At 46.0% G+C, this 26,773-nt stretch carries 25 protein-coding genes, 3 rRNA genes and 1 riboswitch; of the genes, 2 read left to right on the top strand and 26 right to left on the bottom strand.

All coding sequences use genetic code 11. The features are described 5' to 3' along the window. Positions 1 to 33 precede the first annotated feature (33 nt). The 12 genes from glmU to MKZ09_RS00180 all read right to left on the bottom strand — a co-directional run bounded on the left by glmU (position 34) and on the right by MKZ09_RS00180 (position 11,636). Complete coding sequence (gene glmU / locus MKZ09_RS00235; protein WP_076208067.1) at positions 34 to 1,434, bottom strand: bifunctional UDP-N-acetylglucosamine diphosphorylase/glucosamine-1-phosphate N-acetyltransferase GlmU; 1,401 nt, start codon at positions 1,432 to 1,434, stop codon at positions 34 to 36. 272 nt (positions 1,435 to 1,706) lie between these two features. Further along, the gene (spoVG, locus tag MKZ09_RS00230) at positions 1,707 to 1,994 is read right to left on the bottom strand and encodes a septation regulator SpoVG (protein ID WP_020425826.1); all 288 of its coding nucleotides are present in this window, start codon (positions 1,992 to 1,994) and stop codon (positions 1,707 to 1,709) included. A 209-nt stretch (positions 1,995 to 2,203) separates the two neighbouring features. After that, positions 2,204 to 3,031, bottom strand: a complete 828-nt coding sequence (gene purR / locus MKZ09_RS00225; protein ID WP_036678807.1) for a pur operon repressor — start codon at positions 3,029 to 3,031, stop codon at positions 2,204 to 2,206. A gap of 75 nt (positions 3,032 to 3,106) precedes the next feature. Beyond that, positions 3,107 to 3,961, bottom strand: a complete 855-nt coding sequence (gene ispE, locus MKZ09_RS00220; protein WP_076138497.1) for a 4-(cytidine 5'-diphospho)-2-C-methyl-D-erythritol kinase — start codon at positions 3,959 to 3,961, stop codon at positions 3,107 to 3,109. A 140-nt stretch (positions 3,962 to 4,101) separates the two neighbouring features. Continuing rightward, positions 4,102 to 4,278 (bottom strand): small, acid-soluble spore protein, alpha/beta type, encoded by a 177-nt coding sequence (locus tag MKZ09_RS00215; protein WP_036678812.1) that lies wholly within the window; start codon positions 4,276 to 4,278, stop codon positions 4,102 to 4,104. Between the two features lie 143 nt (positions 4,279 to 4,421). After that, positions 4,422 to 4,697 carry a biofilm formation stimulator Veg gene (gene veg / locus MKZ09_RS00210; RefSeq protein WP_019914493.1) on the bottom strand — a complete coding sequence of 92 codons (276 nt, stop codon included), beginning with the start codon at positions 4,695 to 4,697 and terminating at the stop codon, positions 4,422 to 4,424. A 276-nt stretch (positions 4,698 to 4,973) separates the two neighbouring features. After that, positions 4,974 to 5,876 (bottom strand): sporulation peptidase YabG, encoded by a 903-nt coding sequence (yabG, locus tag MKZ09_RS00205; RefSeq protein ID WP_036678813.1) that lies wholly within the window; start codon positions 5,874 to 5,876, stop codon positions 4,974 to 4,976. 165 nt (positions 5,877 to 6,041) lie between these two features. After that, positions 6,042 to 6,926: a 16S rRNA (adenine(1518)-N(6)/adenine(1519)-N(6))-dimethyltransferase RsmA gene (gene rsmA, locus MKZ09_RS00200; protein ID WP_076138498.1), complete on the bottom strand. Its 885-nt coding sequence runs from the start codon at positions 6,924 to 6,926 to the stop codon at positions 6,042 to 6,044. Continuing rightward, positions 6,923 to 7,474 carry a ribonuclease M5 gene (gene rnmV, locus MKZ09_RS00195; protein ID WP_036678817.1) on the bottom strand — a complete coding sequence of 184 codons (552 nt, stop codon included), beginning with the start codon at positions 7,472 to 7,474 and terminating at the stop codon, positions 6,923 to 6,925. The genes rsmA and rnmV overlap by 4 nt, the downstream gene beginning before the upstream one ends. A gap of 176 nt (positions 7,475 to 7,650) precedes the next feature. Next, positions 7,651 to 8,817, bottom strand: a complete 1,167-nt coding sequence (locus MKZ09_RS00190) for a 3D domain-containing protein (RefSeq protein ID WP_076105834.1) — start codon at positions 8,815 to 8,817, stop codon at positions 7,651 to 7,653. A 285-nt stretch (positions 8,818 to 9,102) separates the two neighbouring features. Next, positions 9,103 to 9,332: riboswitch (cyclic di-AMP (ydaO/yuaA leader) on the bottom strand. Between the two features lie 198 nt (positions 9,333 to 9,530). Then, positions 9,531 to 10,301 (bottom strand): TatD family hydrolase, encoded by a 771-nt coding sequence (locus tag MKZ09_RS00185; protein WP_036678823.1) that lies wholly within the window; start codon positions 10,299 to 10,301, stop codon positions 9,531 to 9,533. A gap of 51 nt (positions 10,302 to 10,352) precedes the next feature. After that, positions 10,353 to 11,636, bottom strand: coding sequence for an HD domain-containing protein (locus MKZ09_RS00180; protein ID WP_076138499.1), 1,284 nt, complete (start codon positions 11,634 to 11,636; stop codon positions 10,353 to 10,355). 295 nt (positions 11,637 to 11,931) lie between these two features. On the opposite strand from MKZ09_RS00180, the gene MKZ09_RS00175 reads away from it, so the two are divergent. Continuing rightward, on the top strand, positions 11,932 to 12,186 hold the full coding sequence (locus tag MKZ09_RS00175; RefSeq protein ID WP_036678829.1) for an AbrB/MazE/SpoVT family DNA-binding domain-containing protein: 255 nt from the start codon (positions 11,932 to 11,934) through the stop codon (positions 12,184 to 12,186). A 419-nt stretch (positions 12,187 to 12,605) separates the two neighbouring features. On the opposite strand, the gene rsmI is transcribed toward MKZ09_RS00175, so the two are convergent. The 10 genes from rsmI to MKZ09_RS00125 form a co-directional block, all read right to left on the bottom strand. After that, positions 12,606 to 13,517, bottom strand: coding sequence for a 16S rRNA (cytidine(1402)-2'-O)-methyltransferase (gene rsmI, locus MKZ09_RS00170; protein ID WP_036678832.1), 912 nt, complete (start codon positions 13,515 to 13,517; stop codon positions 12,606 to 12,608). Continuing rightward, positions 13,514 to 14,287 carry a tRNA1(Val) (adenine(37)-N6)-methyltransferase gene (locus tag MKZ09_RS00165; protein WP_076208065.1) on the bottom strand — a complete coding sequence of 258 codons (774 nt, stop codon included), beginning with the start codon at positions 14,285 to 14,287 and terminating at the stop codon, positions 13,514 to 13,516. Before MKZ09_RS00165 ends, rsmI begins: the two co-directional genes overlap by 4 nt. A 109-nt stretch (positions 14,288 to 14,396) precedes the next feature. After that, positions 14,397 to 14,762, bottom strand: coding sequence for a DNA replication initiation control protein YabA (gene yabA / locus MKZ09_RS00160; protein ID WP_036678835.1), 366 nt, complete (start codon positions 14,760 to 14,762; stop codon positions 14,397 to 14,399). A gap of 30 nt (positions 14,763 to 14,792) precedes the next feature. Next, on the bottom strand, positions 14,793 to 15,593 hold the full coding sequence (locus MKZ09_RS00155; protein WP_036678838.1) for a PSP1 domain-containing protein: 801 nt from the start codon (positions 15,591 to 15,593) through the stop codon (positions 14,793 to 14,795). A 139-nt stretch (positions 15,594 to 15,732) separates the two neighbouring features. Continuing rightward, positions 15,733 to 16,707, bottom strand: a complete 975-nt coding sequence (holB, locus tag MKZ09_RS00150; RefSeq protein ID WP_076099912.1) for a DNA polymerase III subunit delta' — start codon at positions 16,705 to 16,707, stop codon at positions 15,733 to 15,735. Positions 16,708 to 16,724: 17 nt separating this feature from the next. Beyond that, complete coding sequence (locus MKZ09_RS00145) at positions 16,725 to 17,168, bottom strand: YaaR family protein (protein WP_036678842.1); 444 nt, start codon at positions 17,166 to 17,168, stop codon at positions 16,725 to 16,727. A 52-nt stretch (positions 17,169 to 17,220) separates the two neighbouring features. Beyond that, positions 17,221 to 17,550 (bottom strand): cyclic-di-AMP receptor, encoded by a 330-nt coding sequence (locus MKZ09_RS00140; RefSeq protein WP_036678844.1) that lies wholly within the window; start codon positions 17,548 to 17,550, stop codon positions 17,221 to 17,223. A 126-nt stretch (positions 17,551 to 17,676) separates the two neighbouring features. Further along, positions 17,677 to 18,318, bottom strand: coding sequence for a dTMP kinase (tmk, locus tag MKZ09_RS00135; RefSeq protein ID WP_036678846.1), 642 nt, complete (start codon positions 18,316 to 18,318; stop codon positions 17,677 to 17,679). Further along, positions 18,319 to 19,839 carry an aminotransferase class I/II-fold pyridoxal phosphate-dependent enzyme gene (locus MKZ09_RS00130; protein WP_076208063.1) on the bottom strand — a complete coding sequence of 507 codons (1,521 nt, stop codon included), beginning with the start codon at positions 19,837 to 19,839 and terminating at the stop codon, positions 18,319 to 18,321. It lies immediately after the preceding gene. A 208-nt stretch (positions 19,840 to 20,047) separates the two neighbouring features. Continuing rightward, positions 20,048 to 20,233: a sigma factor G inhibitor Gin gene (locus MKZ09_RS00125; protein WP_036678851.1), complete on the bottom strand. Its 186-nt coding sequence runs from the start codon at positions 20,231 to 20,233 to the stop codon at positions 20,048 to 20,050. A 209-nt stretch (positions 20,234 to 20,442) separates the two neighbouring features. On the opposite strand from MKZ09_RS00125, the gene MKZ09_RS00120 reads away from it, so the two are divergent. Then, complete coding sequence (locus tag MKZ09_RS00120) at positions 20,443 to 20,967, top strand: hypothetical protein (protein WP_076130063.1); 525 nt, start codon at positions 20,443 to 20,445, stop codon at positions 20,965 to 20,967. Positions 20,968 to 21,031: 64 nt separating this feature from the next. Here the strand turns inward: MKZ09_RS00120 and MKZ09_RS00115 are convergent, their stop codons facing one another. The 4 genes from MKZ09_RS00115 to MKZ09_RS00100 form a co-directional block, all read right to left on the bottom strand. Then, a complete protein-coding gene (locus MKZ09_RS00115) occupies positions 21,032 to 21,445 on the bottom strand; it encodes a hypothetical protein (RefSeq protein ID WP_036678856.1) in 414 nt (137 codons plus the stop codon). 257 nt (positions 21,446 to 21,702) lie between these two features. Further along, positions 21,703 to 21,819 (bottom strand): 5S ribosomal RNA (gene rrf, locus MKZ09_RS00110). A gap of 129 nt (positions 21,820 to 21,948) precedes the next feature. After that, positions 21,949 to 24,874: ribosomal RNA gene (locus MKZ09_RS00105) — 23S ribosomal RNA — on the bottom strand. 232 nt (positions 24,875 to 25,106) lie between these two features. Beyond that, a 16S ribosomal RNA gene (locus MKZ09_RS00100) occupies positions 25,107 to 26,664 on the bottom strand. The 16S, 23S and 5S rRNA genes sit together here, the layout of an rRNA operon. Between the last annotated feature and the right edge of the window lie 109 nt (positions 26,665 to 26,773).

The following is a 26,773-nucleotide window of genomic DNA, read 5'->3' as shown; positions in this document are numbered from 1 at the left end:
ATATAAGTCCGTCCGGCGCTTCTTAGCAACGCTTTACGATGGACTCGAGTGGTCTTTCTTCGCTTTTGCACGGGAACGGATCTTCTCTGCATATCCCGGTTTGTTCTCTTGTCTTACTCTAGCTACAGCCAGATCGTTCTCGGAAACGGAACGTGTAATTGTCGAACCTGCTACAACAAAAGCCCCTTTGCCCACAGTAACTGGAGCAATAAGGTTAACATTACTGCCAATAAAGGCATCGTCTGCGATTGTTGTCTTGAATTTATTATACCCGTCGTAGTTAACGGTAATCGCACCGCACCCGACGTTTACATTCTTACCTACAGATGCGTCGCCGACATAACTAAGATGTGACACTTTTGAACCGTCACCAATCGTAGCATTCTTGATCTCGACGAAATCTCCAACCTTAACTTCTTCTCCAAGCACAGAGCCTGGACGCAAATAGGCAAAAGGCCCAACGGTTGTCCGTGCGCCGACTTGAGCTTGATTCAATACGGACTGCTTAATCGTTGCATCATCCATAATCTGACAGTCTTCGATTTCACTAGCCGGTCCGATCACACAATTGTCCCCGATTACAGTCTTCCCTTTCAGGATGGTTCCTGGATAAAGCGTAGTATCTGATCCGATAACTACATCTGCCCCGATATAAGTGGAGGCTGGATCAATGATGGTCACACCGCCTAGCATGTGTTTACGATTAATACGTTGACGCATAAAGGCTTCCGCTTCGGACAAAGCTAAACGATCATTAACGCCGATAGACTCAGCTGCGTCATGGGTCTGATATCCTAGTACGGTATCCCCTTGTGAACGAAGAATCCCAATCACATCAGTCAAATAATACTCCTGCTGGTTATTACTGTTCGTTACCTTCTCGAGTGCAGCAAATAATTTAGCATTATCAAAACAATAAGTGCCTGTATTGATTTCTTGAACCGCATCTTCTTCAGTAGTGCAATCCTTCTGCTCTACAATCTTCAGAACGCCGCCATCTTCACCACGAATAATTCTTCCGTAGCCTGTAGGCATTTCCATAACAGCTGTCAATACGGTTGCAGCCGCATTACGCTGTTCATGAAGCGCCATGAGTCCTTCTAGAGTTTCTGTGGTTACAAGTGGTGTGTCTCCACAAATAACTATAGTTGTTCCTTCTTCACCAGCAAGTAAATCCTTTGCTTGTTTGACAGCATGGCCAGTGCCGAGCTGAGTTTCCTGCAGCACGTATTCTGCGCCCTCACCTACATAGGCCTTAACTTTCTCTGCGCCATGCCCAACAACAACAACGGTGCGCTGGCATCCGGTCGCTTTTACTGTATCAAGCACGTGCCCTACCATCGGCTTACCGCAAACGGGGTGCAGCACCTTATATAATTTAGATTTCATTCGCTTGCCTTGACCTGCGGCAAGTACTACAGCCATTCTTTTCAAGAATGCCAACCTCCTACTCTTGAACTCACTACTGAATATATCTCATTCCGGGCAAAAAGAAAAGAGAACCATGAAGTCATGGTTCTCTTTTCTATAAACCCCAAGTTAGAAAAGCATTTATCGCTGCCTTTCGAAGATGTCGTCAAATCCTTCACCAGCAATAGCTTTTCTTGCAAGATCAGGCTGCTAATTCATGAAGTGTATGTCGGTGTGATCTTATCAAAAACGGCGGATCCTACGCCACCCAAAAGGTAGCAGTCTTCCGAGGAAGCCTAAGCTCCCTCTTCAATAACTTCTTCTTCTTCCGTAGCGGCGCGATCGTACTCGGCCAGAACCGCGGATTGAATCTTTTCGCGTGTTCCCGAAGAGATCGGGTGCGCGATATCGCGGAATTCGCCGTCCGGTGTACGCTTGCTGGGCATTGCAACAAACATCCCATTATTGCCATCGATGACGCGAATGTCATGAACAACAAACTCGTTATCGATGGTAATGGATGCGATTGCTTTCATTCTCCCCTCAGAGTTAACGCGGCGGAGTCTGACATCCGTAATTTGCATGTGTGTGTTCACCACCTTTTTCCATCAGAGACTTGGTGTATAATTCCACACAGCAAAGCGAATTCCTTCTTTTTCATTCCATAAAATACCTAAAAAAGAAATATATTTTTTGAGATATGTTGTTTTCGACATACATCGAGTAGTTTTCTTAATATTCCTTACGTTTTCGACAATTTCCACGCTTTTTGAAAATGTAAGAGAATGGCTAATCAAGAGGAAAAGTAGTTGCCCGGATGCGCCGAAATTCTCCGCTCTTTTGAGTCTACTTCACTTAGTTTTACCAAGGACACGTAATCGTGCAACAGACGCTCTTCCGTCTCTACAGCGCCTGATTCCACTAAAACGCCTACCCCAGCAACCTCGGCATTAAATTCACCGAGCAGATCGACCATACCACGTACAGTCCCTCCCGCCTTCATGAAGTCATCTACGATAAGTACTCGCGATTTCTCCTTGAGTGCCCGTCTGGAGAGAGACATTGTGTGTATGCTTTTATGAGATCCTGATACGTAGTTAATACTTACTGCTGATCCCTCTGTAACCTGATGGTCACGTCGCACAAGCACTACCGGCAAGCCTAGCTGTGCTGCTGTTGCGTAGGCTAGTGGAATGCCTTTCGTTTCAACGGTCATCACCACATCGATTTCCGATCCGTAAAACGCCGTTGCGATGATCTTACCCGCCTGTTCCATCAAAGACGGCAACCCAAGTAGATCCGACATATACAAATAACCGCCAGGCAATATCCGGTCAGTCTGCTCTAGCTGCACACATAAGCGCTGCACAAAGGTAAGCGCCATATCTTTAGGCATAACTGGGATATAACGTACTCCACCCGCTGCACCAGCTAAAGTCTGCAGCTCTCCGATGCCTTCACCTTCAAATACTTCTTTTATGATTGCCAAATCTTCACTGATGGAGGACTTAGCCGCTCCATAGCGATCGGCAAATATAGACAGCGGCAGTAGTTCATGCGGCCGCTCAAGTAAAAACTGAGTCATGTCTACCAAACGTTGGCTTCTTTTTAATTTCTTCACGGAATGCTCCTCGCCAAAACCGAATATTTTAGAAAAATATATCACTTTTGTACGGGTTTACACAAGAGAAGCAGACTAATTCAGTGATCTCACTGCGTAGACTTCCTTGCAGAACCCTCGCAGTCCGTTGTAAATCCTTGCTACTTTAGACTGCTTGGACACTAATCCGAATACGGTAGGTCCGCTGCCTGACATCAGTACGCCATCTGCTCCAAGCTTTATCATCGCTTCCTTGAGCTGCTGAACCTCTGGATGCAGCTTTAGGGTAACATCTTCAAGCACGTTGCCTAGATGATTGCACACGCCCCCAAAGTCTCCAGCTTCTATTGCTTGCTGCATCTTTCGAGCAGAAGGATGAACCGCTATATTATTGCTCCGAACGCGTCCATAAACTTCTGCAGTCGATACATTGATCGGTGGTTTGGCCAACACAACCCAGCATTGTGGCGGGTTATTGATTGGCGTCAGCTTTTCGCCTCGTCCTGTAGCCAAGGCTGTGCCCCCTGTGACGCAGAAAGGTACATCTGAACCTAGCTCAGCGCCAAGCTCCTGTAGCTCCTGCGCAGGAATACCCAGACGCCACAGACGGTTTAGACCGCGTAGCGTAGCTGCGGCATCACTGCTGCCGCCAGCCAGGCCAGCCGCAACCGGAATTCTTTTATCCAGATGGATATGTACCCCACTCTTCACGTTATAACGGTCTTTAATAAGCCTTGCCGCCTGGAAAGCTAAATTTTTCTCGTCCAAGGGAATATAACCAGCCTGACTTGATATTATAATAGTATCCCTTGGCAGCTCAGACAGCTCTAAGCGATCTGCTAAATCTACCATGGTCATAATCATTTCCACCTCATGAAAACCGTCAGCACGTTTGTGCAGCACATCCAGCATCAAATTAATTTTAGCTGGTGCCTTTTCATACATTTTCAAGGCGTTCACCCACCTTCAGCTTTTCCCGTAAAAACAACTTAACATATTATATGAGAAACTTCTAATGAAGTCCAATAATAAAAGGGTGTCGCCATTTAGACGCACCCTTTTTCAGTAATATTCACTTTATAGCCTAAAGTTTAAGATTTCCGCGCGGCCTGTTCAGCAAGCTGTATCGCTTTTTTCACCATGTTGCCAGCGTCTTGAGTTGTAATACCACCCCAGCCCTCACGTTCTACGGTTTCATAAAAACCCAGCTCCTTGGCTAACTCTGTCTTCAGTTCCTCCGACATCATGCCTCGTTTTCTGCGGCTCATTACGGAATTCCTCCCTTATGAAAATAAATGATTAACCCGTTGCCCAATTAGTATGCTTGCTTAGAACACGGATCATGCACCAAATATTTGTCCCAAAAAACGCAAACAAAAAACAGCCTCCAAGGGAGACTGTTCGTGAAACATTAAGCTTTAATATACATAATCCGCATCTGCCCATCGTCTTCACAAACTGTGATTTCCACAGATTCAGTAAGTATATCGGCATAGCTATAGGAGACTCGCTTAAAAGTTTGCTGCTCCTGATCCAGTTTGACAATAAATACAGAAGGGTACGTTTCTTCCAGGACACCTGTGCGTTCAACGGTTTTACGACGACCTCCGTTTGCACGCAATGTGATCTTATGACCGACGTGAGCTTCAAGACTGCGTTTGATTTCCAACAGCGCGTTATTAGCCATTACCTGACGACCACCTCTTTTCTTGTCCATTATACAACTTTTTCAGGACAATGTCAAAGCAAATAAATAATTAATTATAGTTGATGCATATTTCGTTGTCAACGGAATTTTTTTGCGAGAAATCAGCGCCGGACTAATATCCTTGTTATCTGTAATATAGGCATTACAAAGAAAAAAAGAAAGGGTTAAGCTCAGCGCTCACCCTTTCTTTCGGATATTCTATTCAGCCCATTCAAATTACCTATATTCCTGACACCATAGACCTATCTCTACCGCTTAAATGGCTGATGGTGTCACTTTTAGCGCCGACAGATTCTGCAGTCGCGGCATTCCGATGCGGAAGCTGCCACGGGTCTCAACACCACCAATACCCTGATTGCCGCTGATGGTATTATTCAGAACATCGCTAAGATTTACAGTATCCCTGATGGAAGTAAAGGATGATTTTGCGGCTACATACACGGGATCCAGAGCATGGATCAAAATTCGGCCAGGTGAACTGGCAAAATTAGCCCCAGCTCCAAGTAATGCCTCGAAATGAGATTGGCAAGCACCGGCAACAATAGTCAACGCATCAAAATTCCGCTCATACTCCCTAGCTACCCTAATAGCAGCTATAAAGTTTTGTGAATTTTTATAGCTATTCAGACTATACAGATCGTAAGTATGCTGTTGCTTCAGTACCCCATCATGACCAGTGATCACTACAATGTCTGGGCGTACACGGGGCAACAGCCGGTATAACGTATCAGCCATTGCAGATTCATGAACATGATGCCCTTCAGCGGGAATCCGCAGCTGCTCGTATAAGCTAAGGCTCTTATTCAAATATGCCGGATCGCCATCCAGATGCAGTACTTTACCCGGCACTTCAAAATAAGGAGCTTCCTTGGACGGTGGAGCCCATGTCCCCTCTGTTAGGGTTCCCCCGCTCCGCTGACTTTGCTCCTGACGATCCTTCCGCAGCTGTGTCAGTGATTCCTTCGCTTTGATCTGTGCTTGCTGTCCCCGTTCCGTTATTCGGGTAGGAGGCACTTGAACCAGGTCATCCAGAGGAGAATCCGCCAACAGGCGGAAATCTGTGCCTTTAATGACGGCTCTATCCTGCACAATATTATCTACACGAAATGTTAAATCACCGCCATAAGATTTGCGAACGACCAAGTCTCCTAAATTCATTACAACCACCACCTCTACCCCATCGTATGGGCAAAGGCCTCAGTTGGTTCATAACTCGCCATATTTTTAAAATATAAGAATGTATAATGCTCCACCACAATAACATCCTTATATTTCTACGAGAAACGGTTGTCGTCCTTTAAGACAACAACCGTTTCTTATTGCTTATTCAATTCCAGCGGCTAGCAAAACACTGCTTAAGCGGGCGTATTCTTCAAGACTGAGTGTTTCTCCGCGACGGGTCGGTTCAATACCCGCTTCTGCGAGTAAAGCCTCCAGCTGCTCACGTCCCTGTTCAGGGAAGTAACGAGCCTTCAGATTGTTAGCAATCGTCTTGCGGCGCTGTGTGAAAGAAGCGTGAACCACTTCAAAGAAATGCTTCTCACTCTCCACCTTTACCGGAGGATGCTCTCTAACCTTCAGACGGATAACAGCAGACTCCACATTAGGTTGAGGGATGAATACGGTACGTGGCACGATACAGACGAGCTCAGGCTCGCTGTAGTACTGCACGGCAATGCTAAGACTTCCGTATTCCTTTCCACCTGGAGATGCAGCCATACGCTCCGCAACCTCCTTCTGAATCATTACAACGATGTTATCAAGGGGAAGCTTCTCTTCGAGCAGCTTCATCAGAATCGGAGTAGTCACATAATAAGGCAGGTTAGCAACCACACTGACCTTGTTCACAGTGGTGAAATCTTCCTTGAACATTTCCTGCAAGTTCACATTGAGGACATCATCGTTACGAACCTTAACATGGGGATAGGGGGAAAGTACGTCTTTTAATATTGGAATCAGTCTACGGTCAATCTCTACGGCAGTTACAGCACCCGCTGTTAGTGCCAGACGCTCCGTCAGCGCTCCAATTCCCGGCCCGATCTCCAGCGCCCCAGAATCGCTATCTAGTCCAGCAGCGTCTACAATCTTGTCCAAAATATTTTGATCAATCAAAAAATTCTGTCCCAGGCTTTTCTTGAACTTGAATCCATAACGTTGAATAATCTCTTTGGTCCGTTTTGGAGTCGAAATTTCCTCTCTACCACTCATGAAGTAATGCCTCCCTGATCAATTTGGGCGAGAGCCCCGGCAAATTCCTCCCGCGTAATCCCAAACATCGCCAGCCGCTTGTACAGCTGTTTGCCGTTACAATATCCGATTCCAAGCAAATTACCAAGCGCCATACGTCTTTCAGCAGCCCGAGGGTGTACAAGCATTCCAGCGGCCATAAGATCATCAATACCAATCAAAGCAGGTGCTCCTTCAAAAGAGGTATGTACATTACGCAGCGCATGACGAATCGCCTCTGGCGATGCATTCTCTACACCGATATCCCCTTTTCGAGTTGCGTCCTTCTCTGGAATAAAAGCATGCTTACAGCCCGGCACCTTCGCTGAAACGATTTTACGAATTCGCTCCCCAGCATGGTCCGGGTCCGTAAGAATAATAACCCCTCTACGTTCCATAGCAAGCGCGATCTTAGCAATTACAGTCCGGTTTACAGCAGAGCCGCCTGTCTCAATGGTATCCGCTTCTACAGCACGCTTAATGGCTACGGTATCGCTTTTGCCTTCAACGACGATTAATTCCTTAATCATATTTCTTGACTCCTTCCAAAAAAAGCAAAAAGAAGAGGATTCGCTCCTCTTCTTTTGGTTAAAGAATGTATAAGTGATGAGCGGTTGCTCTGCGATCAACGAAATGATCATCCAGCGTTCCTTAACGGTTATCATCACTATAGCTTATCAAAGGATTTTTTGCAAAAGCTTCAGTTCTAGTTAAGCTCTGGTTTCACAGGTCCAATCACATAAACGGTACGTGATTTACGGCCGAAATTACGAGCATGGCTCAGGGAATCATAATAGACATCCACTTTATTGCCTTTAATGGCACCGCCAGTATCCTCTGCACGGCGGAATCCAAGCCCATCGATATAAACCCACCAGCCAATAGGAATTACATTCGGATCTACTGCAATTGTACGACCTTCCGTTACGCGTGTTCCGGAGGCAGTTTTAGTACCTATCCCTGGCTCTTCTGACGAATAAGCTGTCATGGAGACGTTCTTAATCATCTTCTTGTACTCAAAATCTACGCCAGCCTTGCTTGTGACGTTCTTAGTCTTAGCGCTAACTTTAGTCGTTTTGGAGGTAGTGCTTGATTTGGAAGTTGTTGTAGCTTTAGCAACTACAGTAGGCTTAGGAAGTGCTTTAGTACCAACGGCAATGATCTTATCTTTTGTTACCGTTTGTACTTCCTTGCCGATCATGCGCATAGAGGCCAGTTCTCCGTCTTGATAGATCTTTTCAATATGCTGAACCATGACGCCTGGTTTGCCTGCCTGTGCCACTCTAACTGTTCCCACAGTAAGGGAGGGATCTGCTGTCTTAATAACACGGAAAGGTAAGTTAGTTGTTCGCTGTACCGTTTGCTTGTTGATACGAACGATCTTAATCTCCATGTCAGCAGAGATGGTGGTGTCTAACGAAGGAAAAATCTTATCATAGCCTTCTAGGTTGATACCCAGTTTGTCAATCGCTTGACCGATAGTGTCTTCGGTCGTATATAACGTTTTTGTTGCTCCGTCCGCAGTAAGGCTAAATTTCTGCGCACGATTGATAACGACACGGTCACCGTCTTTTATTTCATCACTCAGACCTAAAGATAATTCATCATGCGGCTGCAGCGAAATTTGCTCTTTCTCCAACACATCACCTAGAAGTGCTTCTCGCGTTTCAAGTGTCTGTGTTTGCCCGTCTATTACTAAAACTAATTGTTTGTTACTTTGACCGTGTACGTACAGCAGAATTAACAGCGCGATTGCGATTGAAATCACACCTGCAAGTAAAAGTACGCGAGTATTTACTTGCTCCCACCGTAATGCGAAAGACCTGCTGGATGACTGCGAATCATGGGATACCTCTGGTTGGAATAAGCCCATTCTCTCCATCCTCCTTACATAGCCTCGTCGTCAATTTGTATATCATGAGGACTGAATTTCTTTGACGAAACTATTTGAGATTGTCACAGGATACGCACGTATTAACTTAGCGTCTCCTGCTCATGGATCGCCTGCTCGGCACAGCTACTCCCACACCTGTTATATAACAGTATGCGGGCAACATTCAGTTTATTCAAAAATAAAGAAGCCTAAAAAGAGTTCTCTTGAGGACTCTTTCGTGGCTTCTCCGATGTCAGAATACGCGGGAATGTTTGTGCACGAGGTTGCCTCTCTTACTTGCGCTTACGGGGTTAGCTGTCGGGTTCGGACGAAAGAGAGACGCCCTATTTCAGGTCACCCGCTCACGGCGGTTGCCCTTAAATTCACCCCAAAGACCACGTGAAGAAATCAAATATTGTTCTGCGGCAATTCCTAGTCGTATTCAAGATACAGGCATGCGGCAGTCCAATATTGGTTCCCCCGTTCTCCATACGGAGACTCAGCGAGACGATCCATGAATCAATGGCTGTCACAATAACAACAGCTCACATCACTGAAAAGATGATATCCTGTTTTGATGCATGTTGTAAAGGACGATTCAACCACGTTTACGCAAATATATGGTTAAAATATTGTAATAATCAGCCGTTTTTATATTAAAAAAGTTTAATATATCGGCTATTCTCTATTTTTCACCCATTTTACTCCTGTTTTCAGACAATCCCAAATCGTTCCAGTGCGTTCGCATACGTAATTTTAGCCAATTCTTCCCATGTTAACCCTTTAATTTCAGCCGCAGCCTCTGCTACTAACTTCACATGAGCACTCTCATTTCGCTTGCCTCGGAAGGGGTGTGGAGTCAAATATGGAGCGTCTGTTTCGATCAATAATCGGTCCAATGGCGTCTGTGCAAGCACCTCTTTAGGCACTCTGGCATTTTTGAACGTGATCGGTCCTCCAAATGACAAATGAAATCCAAGGTCTAGGCACATTTTTGCTGTTTCCCAGCTGCCTGAGAACGAATGCATTACGCCACCAATTTCATTTGCTTTTTCCTCCCGTAAAATCCGTACGACATCTTCATGAGCATCACGGTCATGTATACAGATTGGCATTTTTAGTTCACGGGCTAGTCCAATTTGTTTGCGGAAGACCTCCTGCTGTACATCCTTGGGAGAGGTATCCCAATAATAATCCAACCCAATCTCTCCGATGGCCACCACTTTCTCATGGCTGCAAAGAGAGGCGATCCAATCGAGGTCGCCCTCTTTCATATCAATCGCATCCTGTGGATGCCAGCCCACCGCTGCATAAATATAATCATAAGATTCAGCCAGCTTCATCGTTGAAGGGATCGTTTCCCGGTTAAATCCAATATTGATCATCTTGCTGACTCCGGCCTCTACTGCACGAGCTATAACTTCCTCGCGATCCTCGTCGAATTGAGGCGCATCTAGATGTGTATGTGTGTCGAACAGATACATTTTAAAGCTCACTCCTTGTTGTTTTTATCAATAGTTCCATAAATATTTGTATTATTTTGCAAAAATCTCTGCTACAGAAGAGGGCAAGCGTGTAAGGGCTTTTTTCAGCTTATCCTGCGGAAAATATAGGTGATATCTGCCACGATGAATTCCGCTTATTGAGCGCACAATATCCGATACCTCTGAAATTTCCCGCAATTGCTCATTCCGATCAAGCAGTAAAATTTGATTATTGTCGAAGGCTGCTCCTGGACGGAACACATCATAAGGCAAATCTGTCGGATAATCAATCTCTAAGTCATATTCTGGGTTAAGTCCCGCTCCCGCAAAACTGCTGCGGATTTCCGCAATCATATCTGTATCCAAATTCTCGATCTCTACATATTTATACAGTTTACGATGAATAAAACGGGTACACAAGTCGCTTAATAACTCATCTTCTTCAAGTGTCCATTGCATAAAAGCAGTCTGTACCAGTGCCTCATCAAGCATTAAATATTGCTTCACTGTTACTTCTCCTCGAAAGAGATCTTCCAGCGGAGCGATCATAAAGCGAAATTTGTACCCCTCTTGGAACAATTCTTTAGCTCTACGGAAGATTTGACGCAAAATAATTTCAGAGCTGCGCGTCACCGGATGAAAATATACCTGCCAGTACATTTGATAACGCGACATTAAATAATCTTCAATGGCATGCATACCTGATTCTTTTACTACAATCCGCCCATTATAAGGACGAAGCATTCTCAAAATCCGATCAATGTCGATGGTTCCATAGTTTACACCTGTATAGTACGCATCACGCAGTAAATAATCCATACGATCAGCATCCAGTGGACTGGAAACCAAATTGACAACAATTTCATGCTCATAAGTCTTAGAGATAACTGAAGCTACTTTACGAGGAAAATCTTCCTCCACATCACGCAATATTTCGGTAATCTCCGTGTCCTCCAAAATAATCCGGCAGGTCCAATCCTCATGGTTCATTTCAAAAGCTTCTTCTATAGAATGTGAAAATGGGCCATGCCCTAAATCATGCAGCAAAGCCGCACACAAAGTAAGCAAACTTTCTTCCGGAATCCAATCCTTATACCCGCTGCGCTCAAATTGCGAAATGATTCTGCGTGTAATTTCATATACTCCTAAAGAATGAGAAAAACGACTATGCTCTGCACCATGAAAAGTGAGATATGAGGTACCTAACTGGCGAATCCGGCGTAAACGCTGAAATTCTTTTGTATTAATTAGTCGCCAAATAATCGTATCCTGTACGTGAATATAATTATGAACGGGATCCTTGAAAACTTTTTCTTCCGTGAGCGGCTGCTTCATGAGATCAACTCCTTCTAATAATTTAATATGATTTTAACTAATATCAGTATATAATAAGTAATTATGTCGTACTTTGTCGAAAAGTATCATTTTTGGTCTTGGTAAATCGACAAAATGCTTTCAGGGTAATTCTTAATTTTTATAGGGACATTCAAAGTTCTTATGGAAATTTTCTTATTCAGCCTATGAAAAAAGGTTGACTGATTTGGGAATCGTTGGTATTATAAGTATCATAAAACAGTGAACAATGTCGAATAATGACGTTTTTGGAACATTGAGAGGAGTAACGATTGTTATGATGAAATCAACAGGAATTGTAAGAAAAGTAGACGAACTTGGACGGGTTGTTATTCCTATTGAATTACGCCGTACACTTGGCATTGGCGAAAAGGACGCACTGGAAATTTACGTTGATGGCGAACGGATTATGCTTAAAAAGTATGAGCCTGCCTGCATTTTCTGTGGCAACGCTGAGAACGTAACTTACTTTAAAGGAAAAATAGTTTGTCATGAATGCATATCTTCCATCCCTACCCCTGTGACAAACTAAATTAAATAGTATATAATAGAACTAATCAAATTGTTAATTCTAACCTTTTCATATCTCCTTGACCTCCCGTGACCGCGGGAGGTATTTTTTATGTCTGGGTTTGCCCTCCTGGTTATCCCCTCCCTAAGGGCAATGTGCTTCAAGACGGAACTAGTAATACTTAGTTGTATTTCTTACAGTTATTTTAAATGCTTTTTACCATTAAACGAATTAATTGTATTTTGTACACTTATATTTCCTATATCTCCGTGAAATCAATCCTTTCCACCTTTATAACTGTATGAAGTACAACTAAACGAACAAATACATAAAAAAATTCAAAAATAACTGTACAAAGTACATTTAACCCACAGATAAATCACTCAAGCTCAAATCGGCTCCGAGAATCCTTAGTTATTCTAGGAATTCGTCTATAACACTTACTCTTCTGCTCTATCAAGCAACGCATTATAAATATCACGTTTGGCTACACCCCGGTCTGATGCCGCTTTTTTCATAGCCTCTTTCCGTGGTACATCCTGTGCTTCATAATGAGCTACATGATCTTCAATGCTTAACTGACGCCACCACGCCGATTCTGCGATTTCTGCATCTTCCTTGCTCTCCCCTTCTACGACAATAACATATTCGCCTAGCGGAGGATGTTCAGCAAGCCAAAGTGTACATTCCTCAATCGAACCGCGTAGAAACTCCTCATATCTTTTCGTTAATTCACGTGCCAACACAATCTGGCGATTACCGAATGCTTCTTGAAGATGAGCAAGTGTCTTAACTACGCGATGGGGAGATTCGTAGAACAACAAAGTGCCTTGAGCCGAACGAAGTGGACTTAATACTGCTCGGATGTCCTTACGCTCTCGGGGAAGAAAACCGATAAAGGTGAACGTATTCGTAGATAGACCAGAAGCAATCAAAGCTGACAACGCTGCGTTAGCTCCAGGGATAGGAATCACCGGAATTCCATGACTTATAGCAAGGGCTACAAGATCCGCTCCAGGGTCAGAAATAGCTGGTAAACCGGCATCGCTGACGAGTGCCAAATTTTTTCCTTCTATTATATAGCGTACAAGCTCAGGTCCACTGGCAGCCTTATTATGCTCATGATAACTAAACAACATCGAAGGTGAAATCTCAAAGTGGCTGAGTAATTTTCGGGTCTGTCTCGTATCTTCCGCGGCAATAATATCACATTCCTGTAATGTGCGGACTGCACGATAGGTCATATCCTCCAGATTACCGATAGGTGTAGCCACCAGAAAAAGCGACCCTGTTGTCTCCTGAGTACTGGTATTAGTCTTGTTTTGAAAACTGCTTTGGCATGATATCGTCATGATTTACCCTCTTTAGCACCATAGTAGATGTCCATAATCTCTGGACAGTATTGATTGTCCTCATTATATACGATGAGCGGTGGTTGTAAACGAACCTCAGGCTTTCCATCACGTGCGGCTTCGATTAATACCATATTTGCCTCCAGATGGGCACGTGGATGTACAAACCGAATAATCTTTGGCTCGAGTCTATATTGTCTCATAAGACTGATAATATCAACCAACCGTTGTGGTTTATGAACCATACTTACCTTTCCGCCCGTCCGAACTAATCGCACACAAGCCTGAATGACCTCCTCCAGTGTACAGCCTATCTCATGACGAGCCATAGCTTGATGGTTGTTCAGCTTCAGATCACTGCCATTAAGCGGCATATAAGGGGGGTTCACCGTTATTGCATCATACACCCCATGTCCTGCGGTAGTATATAACTCGCGCAAATCACCTTCATGAATTACAACCTGATCCTGAAGGCCATTGAGAGCCACGCTACGACGAGCCATATCAGCTAAACGAGGTTGTATTTCAATACCTTCAATAGAAGCTTTTGTCCGAGTAGTCATTAAAATCGGTATTACACCATTTCCCGTACAAAGATCTAGAACTCTTCCGCGTGGCGGAACACTGGCGAAACGAGCAAGCAATACAGCATCCATAGAAAAGCTAAATACTTCATCACTTTGAATAATGCGCAGGTCATGTGTTAGTAAATCATCCATCCGCTCCGTCGGTAACAAGGGGACAGGTATATCATTAAAAGAATTCGTCATGTAATAATCTCCTAAAGGTTTTGTTGAGAAAAACTTACTTCAAATGCATATATCTATTGGCTAAAATTCAAAAAAAACCGTAGGATTAATCTCCTACGGCTGGATATCCTCATTTATTAAGAAAAGAAAGACAGAACAGACAGTCACCTTCCGTGCGTAAATGTCCAAAATAAACATTACAGATGTGAAAGCCTTCGTGGTAAAGTCGAGCCAAGTTGTCATAACCTTCCCCGACAACCTCTTCTGTTCCCTCTCCGGTAGCTAAAAGAGCTTCCGCCTCCGCAGAATCTACGGTAGGATCCAAAGGTGCATCCCGCTTTAAAATTTTGCGAAGCTGTTCATTCTCCAGAGTTAACCTCTGGTTAGCTTCCATCAGTTCTTTTACCGTCTGTTTCCATTCTCCAAGATTGGCACGCATCGTTTCCATCTGCGCTTCCATATCCTGCATGTGTGCAAATATATTTTTCTTCTCCAAGTTTCCACCCCGAAAGTAACCTTATATGGTTTACTTGACGACAACATCATCCATTGGAAGTTCCTTAACTTTGCCCACTTCAAACAACTGTACATGAACCGTACGGTTTCCGGCATTGATTCCTACTACTTTGCCATCCCCCAATGAGGTCACGACAATCTTGCCGACCGCTGGCATTTCTTCCTTTACACTCTCATAATTGTCATGCTCAAATTTTAAACAACACATCAGACGTCCACAAAGTCCGGAAATCTTGGTCGGATTAAGTGAAAGGTTCTGATCCTTGGCCATTTTTATGGATACGGGTTCAAAATCTCCTAACCAAGAGGAGCAGCAAAGCACTCGTCCACAAGGTCCAAGTCCACCTAGCATCTTAGCTTCATCACGTACCCCAATTTGCCGAAGCTCAATGCGGGTCCGAAAAATACTTGCCAGATCCTTAACCAATTCTCTAAAGTCAACGCGTCCTTCGGCCGTAAAGTAAAATATAATCTTATTACGGTCAAAAGTAAACTCTACATCTACGAGCTTCATTTTGAGACCGTGGTCGCGTATTTTATTTAAACAGGTGGTAAAAGCCTCCTTAGCGGCACTTTTGTTCTCCTCAACAACGCGTGCGTCGGTTTCTCCGGCAATACGCATCACTTTTTTGAGGGGTAGTACAACATCGGACTCCTCCACCTCTTTTTTGCCTACGACAACCTTACCGTATTCCACCCCACGTGCTGTCTCAACAATAACACATTGATCTCGTTCAATCGGAAAATCAAGTGGATCAAAATAATATATTTTACCCGCTTTTTTAAAACGGACACCTACTACGCTGTACAAAAATTAACCCCCTTGTTTGCCGGTAAAAGGAACCTATGGGCATGTCCGCTCCCTGATGATCCATGCTTGTCCTTCCTCGTCTGTTAAAACGATACTTCCAGGTAAAGCGACATCCGGAGGATATATCATTGCTAATCCTTTAACTTTCCAGTCGGATTAAGAACTGCTCCAGACACAACTGGGCATTGGCATTGGAACGCAGCTTCTTAGTACTCTCCGCAGCATATCCCATATAAGCCACCCATTGTTCCGCACTGCGACCACGGGCATGCCTGGAAATAAAGTCTAACTGATCTATAAAAACGATACTTTCGTGCTTGCGGTACAGGAAGTAGAGCATATCTTTAAACCATAGATGGAACATGCTGAAAAGGATATCCAAATGTTCAGCGAGCCCAGTCTTGAACAGCTTCTGCCCGGCAGTTGCTACCGTGGAGCTGCCCTTGCTTAAGGACTCCTTAGCTAATTGTAACACTAGATTTCTCATTTCTGCAAACCAATTCTGTTCCAAAAGTTCCCTGCAACCATCAAGTCCTGAACTAAGTGATACTGCACATCGAGCTAAGGGGATTGGCACACCCTCACTTGCTAGCGCTTGAAGCATAATATCCGGATTTAACGGACTAAATGGGATCCGCTGAGTCCGTGACTGAATCGTCGGCAATAAAGAACGACTATTATCAGATATTAGGATTCCTACTGCCGGAGCTGGCGGTTCTTCCAGAAACTTCAACAAACTATTGGCAGCTTGTACCGTCATTTTGTCTGCCCCATCTATAATATAAACCTTTGGATTCACACCCTCAGATCGATAGGAAAAGACACGCTGCAGCTCACGGATCTGATCTATTTTTATGCTTGCACCGTCGGGCTGCAGCAATGACAAATCAGGATGGTTTCCATGCTCAACCTTTCGGCACTCTAGACATTCCCCACAGGCGTCATCCTTGCTTTCAGTGCAAAAAATTGCTTGCGCAAACATCAGCGCCGTCTTCATTTGTCCACTGCCTGCTGGTCCTGTAAATAAATAAGCATGGCTCACAGCGTCCTTGCGCAAGGCATTTTGGAGTAGCCGTTTAGCATGCTCCTGGCCTACTATATCATGAAAAGGCATAATTTCCTCCCAAAACTTTAAAAAGAAAGGTTGATTAACAACCCGCGAATTTCTCCAACACGTCCCAACAGATCTATTCGGCCCTGCTCACTATTCAGCAGATCGTCTGCCATAGATAGCAAAGCCGCATCAATTTCCTCAAGCAGCTTGTAACGCTTGCCCCGCCCACGTCTATCCCATCCACGTGTCTCTTTCAGTATAACGCCTCTACGAGCGGTTTCTTCCAGAAACCTTTTGATCATCATCCGGTAAATGGTGAGTTCACGAATGGTCATAGACTTAGATAAACGGTCGCCTTGTGACTGTATTTCTTTGATCTGGCGGTTTAGTTCATCTTTGGTTTTCTGTTCACCTTGCTGCTGAAAAACGTCAGAGAACGATTTCTGCTGAACAGGCTTATTAGCCCCTTCTGCATTTGGAAGCTCACTCTTTAAGGGCCTATATCCCGGATTGATCTTCAAAGGTTATCTACCGCCCCTTTTTTTGTAAATGACTTGCTCATTTATATTATACTTAATAATGTTCGAAACGATCTACAGGAAGCACGAATACAGTAGCGCCACCGACCTGTACTTCAACAGGGAGCGGTAAATAGGAATCCGTCGTGCCACTCATCGGAGTTACTGGAGTGACTAGTTGTTCACGCACTTTACAGCTGTTACGGATAACGTTCAATACAGCTTCGATCTGACTGTCTTCTACCCCAATCATAAATGTCGTATTTCCCGCCCGAAGAAATCCACCTGTACTTGCGAGTTTGGTAGCACGGAAATTGGCTTTTACTAGCTCACTGGATAACCGGTTACTGTCTTTATCCTGGATAATTGCAATGATCAACTTCATCTTCGCATTCCCTCCCAAAAAAGTTTTATGGAGTATTACTACTTAATGTGTTCTTAGTAGTAACCTCACTTCATAAGCAAACGCTTAGTTATATGCCACTTCTCTTATTATATTAGACAAAACACCCTAAAAACCCTTTAATACTCTCTCTTCAAGAGTTCTCACGATATCTTGTTCTACCAGATGAATAGGGCGGTTTGCATCAAGAACTACTATTCTCTCCGGATTCGCCTTAATTAATAAATGATAACCTTCACGAACCTTCTGATGAAAGGCAAGACTCTCCATATCCAGACGATTGACTTCGCGATCTTGATTGGCCGCAATCCGTGATAATCCAATCTCAGGGTCTACATCCAGATAAAAGGTTAGATCCGGCATGCGATTTCCAATAGCAAAGCGGTTAATACTCCACACCTCTTCCATACCTAATCCTCTTGCATGTCCTTGATAAACGAGACTACTGTCTACAAAGCGGTCACAGAGGACTGTAAGCCCTTCTCTAAGAGCTGGCTCTACTACTTCAGCGAGATGTTGGCTTCTTGATGCAGCGTACAGCAATGCCTCTGTACGTGCATCCATTGCAGTATGGGCAGGATCCAGAATAATAGAGCGAATTTTTTCGGCGATTTCAATGCCTCCAGGTTCACGTGTAATTCGATAGGGCATGGACCTATTCTGCAAGTATGCTGCTACTCTGCCCAGTACCGTTGTTTTTCCGGAGCCTTCGCCCCCTTCTAATGTTATGAAGAAACCTTCTTTGCCCACTTATACTTCTCCGCCCTTCTGAATGTTGTATACCTTAATACGCTGCAAGACCGGATCAGCACAAGCCTGGAACTTCGCGCCTCCATAAGCTAAACCAGTCAGTCTTTGCTGTATCTGATCTGTGATGACCTCACCCGGATATAATAATGGAATGCCTGGTGGATAGGGAATTACCATCTCTGCAGCTACTCTCCCCACGCTGTGTTCAAGATTAATACTTTCTACCTCATTGGCTGTCACCGGCTTCAAAGAGAAGGGAACGGGTGCTGAGATTTGTAAAACATTCAAATTGTTCCACGTGGAAATATTTCGAGATTCTGAAATGCCCGCGGTGTGCAGTGATTCGGATGTATCCTCCGAATCTATTTCCCGCAGCGCCTGCAATAACCTTGCTGCATCTTCAGCCTTCGAACCGAGGCTGAACAGCAGCACTACGTGCCGGTCGTCACTCATCTCCGGCACACAGCCCTTAGCTTCGAGCCTGCGCTGCAGCTCGAAACCGCCTAGGACCCCGGTGGCGTCATAAATGACGACTTTGAAGGGGTCCTGCGTCTGGTACGCCGCCTTATGCAGCGGCTCTACCGGCTGCACCAATCCATAGCGCGGCAGCTCGGCAAGGCCGCGCCACAGGACATCCACGGCGGCCAGCCCCGCCGTGAAAGCCTCGCTGCCCCGGCTGTGCAGCAGCCGCCGGGCAAGATCAAGCGACGCCATCATAAGATATGATGGGCTGGAGCTCTGCACCATGGCGAGCCGCTGCGAGAGCAGGGCACGGTCGAGCCGCTGCCCTTGAACATGCAGCATAGCGCCCATGGTCATCGCAGTGAGCATCTTGTGCGTGGACTGCACTACGCCGTCCGCGCCACAAGCAAGCGCCCCGGCAGGCAGTGCCGGATGCTGCCCGTAATGCGCCCCATGCGCTTCATCGACAAGCAGCGGTACACCGCTGTCGTGGCAAATACGCGCGAGGGGCGCAAGGTCACTGCCCATGCCGTAGTAATTGGGCATGGTGACAAATACAGCGGCGGCTTCAGGATAGGCTGCAAGTGCAGCCTCAACAGCTTCTGCCGCCGGCGCTACTGCCAAGCCGCTGAGTGGATCAATTAGCGGCTCGACGAAAACAGCCCGCACTCCAGCTAACATAAGACCATGAATCACTGATTTATGCACATTTCGTTGAAGAATCAGAATCATTCCTGGCTCGGGGCAAGCCGTTAGAATCAGCGCCAGGTTGCCCGCCGTGCTCCCTCCAACTAGAAAAAAACTCTCCTCTGCGCCAAAACAATCAGCAGCCAACTCCTGTGCTTCCTTAATGACTCCCTCAGGATGATGAAGATCATCCGTGCCGGTAATCTCCGTAACATCGTACTTCATAACCTCATCTAGAAACCCAGCGCCTTCTACGCCGTCATATGCCGCTCCATTTTTATGTCCCGGCACATGATAAGATATATTACCCACAATTCTATATTGCTCCAGCATTTCGTATACAGGCGCCCTACATCGTTGTAATTTATTCATATTAAATTCCTTCCCATAGGGTTCCTTCTATTTTAACGTAAATATTCAGAAACTCCTATGTTTCCACATAAAAGCATCTGATTGAACAGCAAAACGGCTCCCCCCGCTTAAACAACGAGGAAGCCGTATATGAATATCTCTAATGCAGCCCTTATATCTTCCATCCAGACTGCTCTCTTATCCGCATCAATTAACAGAGTTACTCTACTTAAGCGTTCTTTTGCAATCCGATCTTCTTCATCTGGCCAATAAAAAAACGGTACTTAGCATCTTCTGCCTCGGTACGGATCATTTCTGCCTCACAATCCTCACAAATAAAATGCGAGACAATCACAATACCTTCTTCTTTTTCCTGTCCACAAATGATACAAGCTTGCCCGGTTTGCTGTTCCATAACCATCCCACCTTGACTCTTTTAAGAACAGTATGATACACCTTCTATCATTTTAAACCTTTTCATAGTTTTTTCATATCCTTCGTTTCGTGTATTATATATATTCCGCTGCCCCTATATCGGTGAATATTCGCCCATAGTTTAATAAAATGCTTTCATTCGCCGATATTAAGAACATATGAATCTGTGAGGAGGTTAGTCTATTTTATATGGAACCCAACACCAAAGGCGCTGCTACATTCTATCAATATAAATTAATCAAAAAAATTAATCTAACGGCACCTCTGCTGCGTGTTTATATTTTGCTCCCTCTTTTGGTCCTTGTGCTCGAGACAGTCTTTCTTTCTTGGTGGAGTATTCTCTACTTAATTATAGCTGCTCCGGTTATGTTCTGGGTTCAATATGTTATTTCACGCTCAGTACTTCTAATCTCCGGTCATCCTATTTCAAAAAGATGGTCCATCTCATTTAAAATCCCGTGGCTTGGCTTCATGCCAGATCAACACATTAGTTACCGCATTTTCCGTAAAGTACAGTTACATAATTTTTATATTGGACTTTGTATCGCAGCTCTCTTTATTTTTTGGTCACCACCGGCATTTACAGTATCCCTGATTATTTGCCACTTGTGGCTTTTACTGCCCCGTCTCTATACACTGTTCAAAATAAATCAACGCAACAAGGAAGGCATGCTGAAGTTTAATCCAACCGATGCCTCCTATTACTCTCAATAGAGTACAGTTAACCTGTATTCGCATATAAATAAATAATCGCCATCCATAAAGGACGGCGATTATTTTATTTTGTCTTAAGACCTTTAATTAAGGCCTTCTTTTCTTTAGGGATCATAACTATAAAATAATCATCATGCACTGTTAAATGAACCGTTACTCCATCCTTCTGAAAAACACCAGATGAATCGGTATTCTCCTCTTCCTGTTCAACCCATCCCCAGGCCTTAATAGTATCCATATACTCCTCTGGGATACCGTTCTTCTCCTTTAATCCAGGTAAAGAATAACGCACATAATCCATAGCAACGTTTGTCGTAGTCTGGTCTGGTGAGTACGCCTCTTGGGGTACAGGGAAATTTTTCTCGTTTAGCGCACCCTCAAAAGCATCCCAGCTGGGCGCTTTCGTACCGCAGCCTGCCAGTATTAAAGCTACTATACACGAAAAAATTAATATCTTAATAATTCTTGTTTGTTTCATGCCTTAAATCCTCCTTACCTCCACAATGCATCTAAAGACACAAGAAAATTCAAAGTTAGAATTTATGAGTAGTTCCTTCGTATTAGAGATGTTGCTTATTATTTGCACTTATCTATTATACTTGTATCGACCTCAGCGTCGGTAACAAAAATGTCACTCAATTACAGCCCTTCAGATGTTGTACTCCCCTTCAAATATCACTCTTGTCCAAAAAAAACAAAAAAGCCACTGCTGATAAATCAACAATGGCTTAATGTGCTTGGCAACGTCCTACTCTCCCAGGACCCTTCGGTCCAAGTACCATCGGCGCTGGAGGGCTTAACGGTCGTGTTCGGGATGGGTACGCGTGGAACCCCTCCGCTATCGCCACCAAACATGCGTCTGTGAAACAGACGCTGCCGCGTGAAATTCGGTTCATCACCAGAAGTGACAATGAATTTCTAAGCGTGTTACAGGCTTAATCGCCTGAAAACTGAATCCGAAACAAATCTGCATTCTACGTATAGGATAAGCCCTCGACCGATTAGTATTGGTCAGCTCCATGCATTACTGCACTTCCACCTCCAACCTATCTACCTCGTCGTCTTCAAGGGGTCTTACTAATTGGGAAATCTCATCTTGAGGGGGGCTTCACGCTTAGATGCTTTCAGCGCTTATCCCGTCCGTACGTAGCTACCCAGCCATGCTCCTGGCGGAACAACTGGTGCACCAGCGGTACGTCCATCCCGGTCCTCTCGTACTAAGGACAGCTCCTCTCAAATTTCCTGCGCCCACGACAGATAGGGACCGAACTGTCTCACGACGTTCTGAACCCAGCTCGCGTACCGCTTTAATGGGCGAACAGCCCAACCCTTGGGACCTACTTCAGCCCCAGGATGCGATGAGCCGACATCGAGGTGCCAAACCTCCCCGTCGATGTGGACTCTTGGGGGAGATAAGCCTGTTATCCCCAGGGTAGCTTTTATCCGTTGAGCGATGGCCCTTCCATGCGGTACCACCGGATCACTAAGTCCGACTTTCGTCCCTGCTCGACTTGTAGGTCTCGCAGTCAAGCTCCCTTATGCCTTTGCACTCTGCGAATGATTTCCAACCATTCTGAGGGAACCTTGGAACGCCTCCGTTACTCTTTAGGAGGCGACCGCCCCAGTCAAACTGCCCGCCTGACACGGTCCCCGTACCCGGTAAGGGTACTAGGTTAGAACCTAGATACGATCAGGGTGGTATCCCAACGGCGCCTCCACCGAAGCTTGCGCTCCGATTTCTACGGCTCCCACCTATCCTGTACAGATCGTACCCAAATTCAATATCAAGCTGCAGTAAAGCTCCATGGGGTCTTTCCGTCTTGTCGCGGGTAACCTGCATCTTCACAGGTATTAAAATTTCACCGGATCTCTCGTTGAGACAGCGCCCAAGTCGTTACGCCATTCGTGCGGGTCAGAATTTACCTGACAAGGAATTTCGCTACCTTAGGACCGTTATAGTTACGGCCGCCGTTTACTGGGGCTTCGGTTCATAGCTTCGGGTTACCCCTAACCACTCCCCTTAACCTTCCAGCACCGGGCAGGCGTCAGCCCGTATACTTCGCCTTGCGGCTTCGCACAGACCTGTGTTTTTGCTAAACAGTCGCTTGGGCCTTTTCACTGCGGCCCCCTCGTGCTATTCACACTACCGGGGCACCCCTTCTCCCGAAGTTACGGGGTCATTTTGCCGAGTTCCTTAACGAGAGTTCTTCCGCGCGCCTTAGAATTCTCTTCTCGCCTACCTGTGTCGGTTTGCGGTACGGGCACCTTCTCCTGGCTAGAGGCTTTTCTTGGCAGTGTGAGATCATGACCTTCGCTACTATAATTTTCGCTCCCCATCACAGCCCAGCCTTAACGATGTGCGGATTTGCCTACACACCAGCCTCACTGCTTAGACGGACATCCATCAGTCCGCGTCACTACCCTCCTGCGTCACCCCATCGCTCATAGCGGATTACGGTGGTACAGTAATTTCAAACTGTTGTCCTTCGACTACGCCTTTCGGCCTCGCCTTAGGTCCCGACTTACCCTGAGCGGACGAGCCTTCCTCAGGAAACCTTGGGCTTTCGGCGGATCAGATTCTCACTGATCTTTTCGTTACTCATACCGGCATTCTCACTTGTGTAGTGTCCAGCGCTCTTTTCAGTACACCTTCAACCCCTACACAACGCTCCCCTACCCCAGATGCAAAGCATCTAGCCATAGCTTCGGTGGTGTGTTTAGCCCCGTTACATTTTCGGCGCAGAGTCACTCGACCAGTGAGCTATTACGCACTCTTTCAATGGTGGCTGCTTCTAAGCCAACATCCTGGTTGTCTGTGCAACTCCACATCCTTTCCCACTTAACACACACTTGGGGACCTTAGCTGATGGTCTGGGCTGTTTCCCTTTTGACAATGGATCTTAGCACTCACTGTCTGACTCCCGGCAATAAGTATATGGCATTCGGAGTTTGACTGAGCTTGGTAATCCTTGCGGACCCCGCACCCAATCAGTGCTCTACCTCCACTACTCTTATACCGAGGCTAGCCCTAAAGCTATTTCGGGGAGAACCAGCTATCTCCGAGTTCGATTGGAATTTCTCCGCTACCCCCACCTCATCCCCGCACTTTTCAACGTACGTGGGTTCGGGCCTCCAGTGCGTGTTACCGCACCTTCACCCTGGACAGGGGTAGATCACACGGTTTCGGGTCTACGTCCACATACTAAGTCGCCCTATTCAGACTCGCTTTCGCTGCGGCTCCACCTTCTCGGCTTAACCTTGCATGTTAAACGTAACTCGCCGGTTCATTCTACAAAAGGCACGCCATCACCCATAGATCGGGCTCTGACTTTTTGTAAGCACACGGTTTCAGGTTCTATTTCACTCCCCTTCCGGGGTGCTTTTCACCTTTCCCTCACGGTACTGTTTCACTATCGGTCGCCAGGTAGTATTTAGCCTTAGCAGATGGTCCTGCTGGATTCATACGGGGTTTCACGTGCCCCGCACTACTCGGGATCCGTCTCGGAGAGAATACAGTTTAGGTTACAGGGCTTTTACCTCTATCGCGGGCCTTTCCAGACCTCTTCACCTACCATATTCCTTTGTAACTCCATGTGAGACGTCCCACAACCCCTAAGAGCAAGCTCTTAGGTTTAGGCTGATCCGCGTTCGCTCGCCGCTACTGACGGAATCACTATTGTTTTCTCTTCCTCAGGGTACTTAGATGTTTCAGTTCCCCTGGTCTGCCTCTACATTTCCTATGTATTCAGAAATGAGTAACTGCGAATTACCACAGCTGGGTTTCCCCATTCGGACACCCCCGGATCAAAGCTTGCTTACAGCTCCCCGAGGCAGTTTCGTTGTTCGCCACGTCCTTCGTCGGCTCCTGGCGCCTAGGCATCCTCCGTGTGCTCTTATTAGCTTAACCTTGATTCTTCCGAAGAAAAATCTCACTAATAACATTTACTTGTTTGCACAAGTTGCTAAAAGATGTTCTAAAACGCAAATTCGTTTCGGTATCCAGTTTTCAAGGATCAAGTCTTACTTGAGAGCTTAAACTCTCAAAACTGAGCAACGAGTGAGTAACAGGCCTAAACCTGAGTTTTGGAAGCTGAGCTTCCGATTTGAATGTTCTCATTGCAGAGAACGATTCTCCATAGAAAGGAGGTGATCCAGCCGCACCTTCCGATACGGCTACCTTGTTACGACTTCACCCCAATCATCTACCCCACCTTCGGCGGCTGGCTCCCTTGCGGGTTACCCCACCGACTTCGGGTGTTGTAAACTCTCGTGGTGTGACGGGCGGTGTGTACAAGACCCGGGAACGTATTCACCGCGGCATGCTGATCCGCGATTACTAGCAATTCCGACTTCATGCAGGCGAGTTGCAGCCTGCAATCCGAACTGAGACCGGCTTTGATGGGATTGGCTCCACCTCGCGGCTTCGCTTCCCGTTGTACCGGCCATTGTAGTACGTGTGTAGCCCAGGTCATAAGGGGCATGATGATTTGACGTCATCCCCACCTTCCTCCGGTTTGTCACCGGCAGTCACTCTAGAGTGCCCAGCCTTACCTGCTGGCAACTAAAGTTAAGGGTTGCGCTCGTTGCGGGACTTAACCCAACATCTCACGACACGAGCTGACGACAACCATGCACCACCTGTCTCCTCTGTCCCGAAGGCCGCCGCTATCTCTAGCGGATTCAGAGGGATGTCAAGACCTGGTAAGGTTCTTCGCGTTGCTTCGAATTAAACCACATACTCCACTGCTTGTGCGGGTCCCCGTCAATTCCTTTGAGTTTCAGTCTTGCGACCGTACTCCCCAGGCGGAGTGCTTACTGTGTTAACTTCGGCACCAAGGGTATCGAAACCCCTAACACCTAGCACTCATCGTTTACGGCGTGGACTACCAGGGTATCTAATCCTGTTTGCTCCCCACGCTTTCGCGCCTCAGCGTCAGTTACAGCCCAGAAAGTCGCCTTCGCCACTGGTGTTCCTCCACATATCTACGCATTTCACCGCTACACGTGGAATTCCACTTTCCTCTTCTGTACTCAAGCCACCCAGTTTCCAGTGCGACCTCAGGTTGAGCCCAAGGTTTAAACACCAGACTTAAATAGCCGCCTGCGCGCGCTTTACGCCCAATAATTCCGGACAACGCTTGCCCCCTACGTATTACCGCGGCTGCTGGCACGTAGTTAGCCGGGGCTTTCTTCTCAGGTACCGTCACTCCGGTAGCAGTTACTCTACCGGACGTTCTTCCCTGGCAACAGAGCTTTACGATCCGAAAACCTTCATCACTCACGCGGCGTTGCTCCGTCAGGCTTTCGCCCATTGCGGAAGATTCCCTACTGCTGCCTCCCGTAGGAGTCTGGGCCGTGTCTCAGTCCCAGTGTGGCCGTTCACCCTCTCAGGTCGGCTACGCATCGTCGCCTTGGTGGGCCGTTACCCCACCAACTAGCTAATGCGCCGCAGGCCCATCCCTCAGTGACAGATTGCTCCGTCTTTCATTCTTCTCTCAGGAGAAAAAAGAAATTATCCGGTATTAGCTACCGTTTCCGGTAGTTATCCCAGTCTGAAGGGCAGGTTGCCTACGTGTTACTCACCCGTCCGCCGCTAAGTTACTTTGAAAGCAAGCTTTCAAAGTAACTCCGCTCGACTTGCATGTATTAGGCACGCCGCCAGCGTTCGTCCTGAGCCAGGATCAAACTCTCCAATTAGTATTGAAAAGAGCGATATGCTCATTTTGAAACATCTGACGAGAAAATTAATTCTCTAATTTTGGATTTCACTTACGTGATTTCCTACTCACTCGTTGTTCAGTTTTCA

Source organism: Paenibacillus sp. FSL R5-0908, from assembly GCF_038006245.1.
Classification (GTDB): domain Bacteria; phylum Bacillota; class Bacilli; order Paenibacillales; family Paenibacillaceae; genus Paenibacillus_AQ; species Paenibacillus_AQ odorifer.
This window is presented reverse-complemented; position numbering and strand designations above follow the sequence as displayed.

Bases quoted from the DNA above. Each gene is read 5' to 3' on its own strand.
- spoVG (WP_020425826.1), bottom strand. From the start codon at position 1,994: ATGCAAATTACGGATGTCAGACTCCGCCGCGTTAACTCTGAGGGGAGA.
- MKZ09_RS00215 (WP_036678812.1), bottom strand. From the start codon at position 4,278: ATGAGCCGCAGAAAACGAGGCATGATGTCGGAGGAACTGAAGACAGAG.
- veg (WP_019914493.1), bottom strand. From the start codon at position 4,697: ATGGCTAATAACGCGCTGTTGGAAATCAAACGCAGTCTTGAAGCTCAC.
- yabG (WP_036678813.1), bottom strand. From the start codon at position 5,876: ATGAATTTAGGAGACTTGGTCGTTCGCAAATCTTATGGCGGTGATTTA.
- rsmA (WP_076138498.1), bottom strand. From the start codon at position 6,926: ATGAGTGGTAGAGAGGAAATTTCGACTCCAAAACGGACCAAAGAGATT.
- rnmV (WP_036678817.1), bottom strand. From the start codon at position 7,474: ATGATTAAGGAATTAATCGTCGTTGAAGGCAAAAGCGATACCGTAGCC.
- MKZ09_RS00190 (WP_076105834.1), bottom strand. From the start codon at position 8,817: ATGGGCTTATTCCAACCAGAGGTATCCCATGATTCGCAGTCATCCAGC.
- MKZ09_RS00185 (WP_036678823.1), bottom strand. From the start codon at position 10,301: ATGTATCTGTTCGACACACATACACATCTAGATGCGCCTCAATTCGAC.
- MKZ09_RS00180 (WP_076138499.1), bottom strand. From the start codon at position 11,636: ATGAAGCAGCCGCTCACGGAAGAAAAAGTTTTCAAGGATCCCGTTCAT.
- MKZ09_RS00175 (WP_036678829.1), top strand. From the start codon at position 11,932: ATGATGAAATCAACAGGAATTGTAAGAAAAGTAGACGAACTTGGACGG.
- rsmI (WP_036678832.1), bottom strand. From the start codon at position 13,517: ATGACGATATCATGCCAAAGCAGTTTTCAAAACAAGACTAATACCAGT.
- MKZ09_RS00165 (WP_076208065.1), bottom strand. From the start codon at position 14,287: ATGACGAATTCTTTTAATGATATACCTGTCCCCTTGTTACCGACGGAG.
- holB (WP_076099912.1), bottom strand. From the start codon at position 16,707: ATGCCTTTTCATGATATAGTAGGCCAGGAGCATGCTAAACGGCTACTC.
- MKZ09_RS00140 (WP_036678844.1), bottom strand. From the start codon at position 17,550: ATGAAGTTGATCATTGCAATTATCCAGGATAAAGACAGTAACCGGTTA.
- MKZ09_RS00130 (WP_076208063.1), bottom strand. From the start codon at position 19,839: ATGAATAAATTACAACGATGTAGGGCGCCTGTATACGAAATGCTGGAG.
- MKZ09_RS00125 (WP_036678851.1), bottom strand. From the start codon at position 20,233: ATGGAACAGCAAACCGGGCAAGCTTGTATCATTTGTGGACAGGAAAAA.
- MKZ09_RS00120 (WP_076130063.1), top strand. From the start codon at position 20,443: ATGGAACCCAACACCAAAGGCGCTGCTACATTCTATCAATATAAATTA.
- MKZ09_RS00115 (WP_036678856.1), bottom strand. From the start codon at position 21,445: ATGAAACAAACAAGAATTATTAAGATATTAATTTTTTCGTGTATAGTA.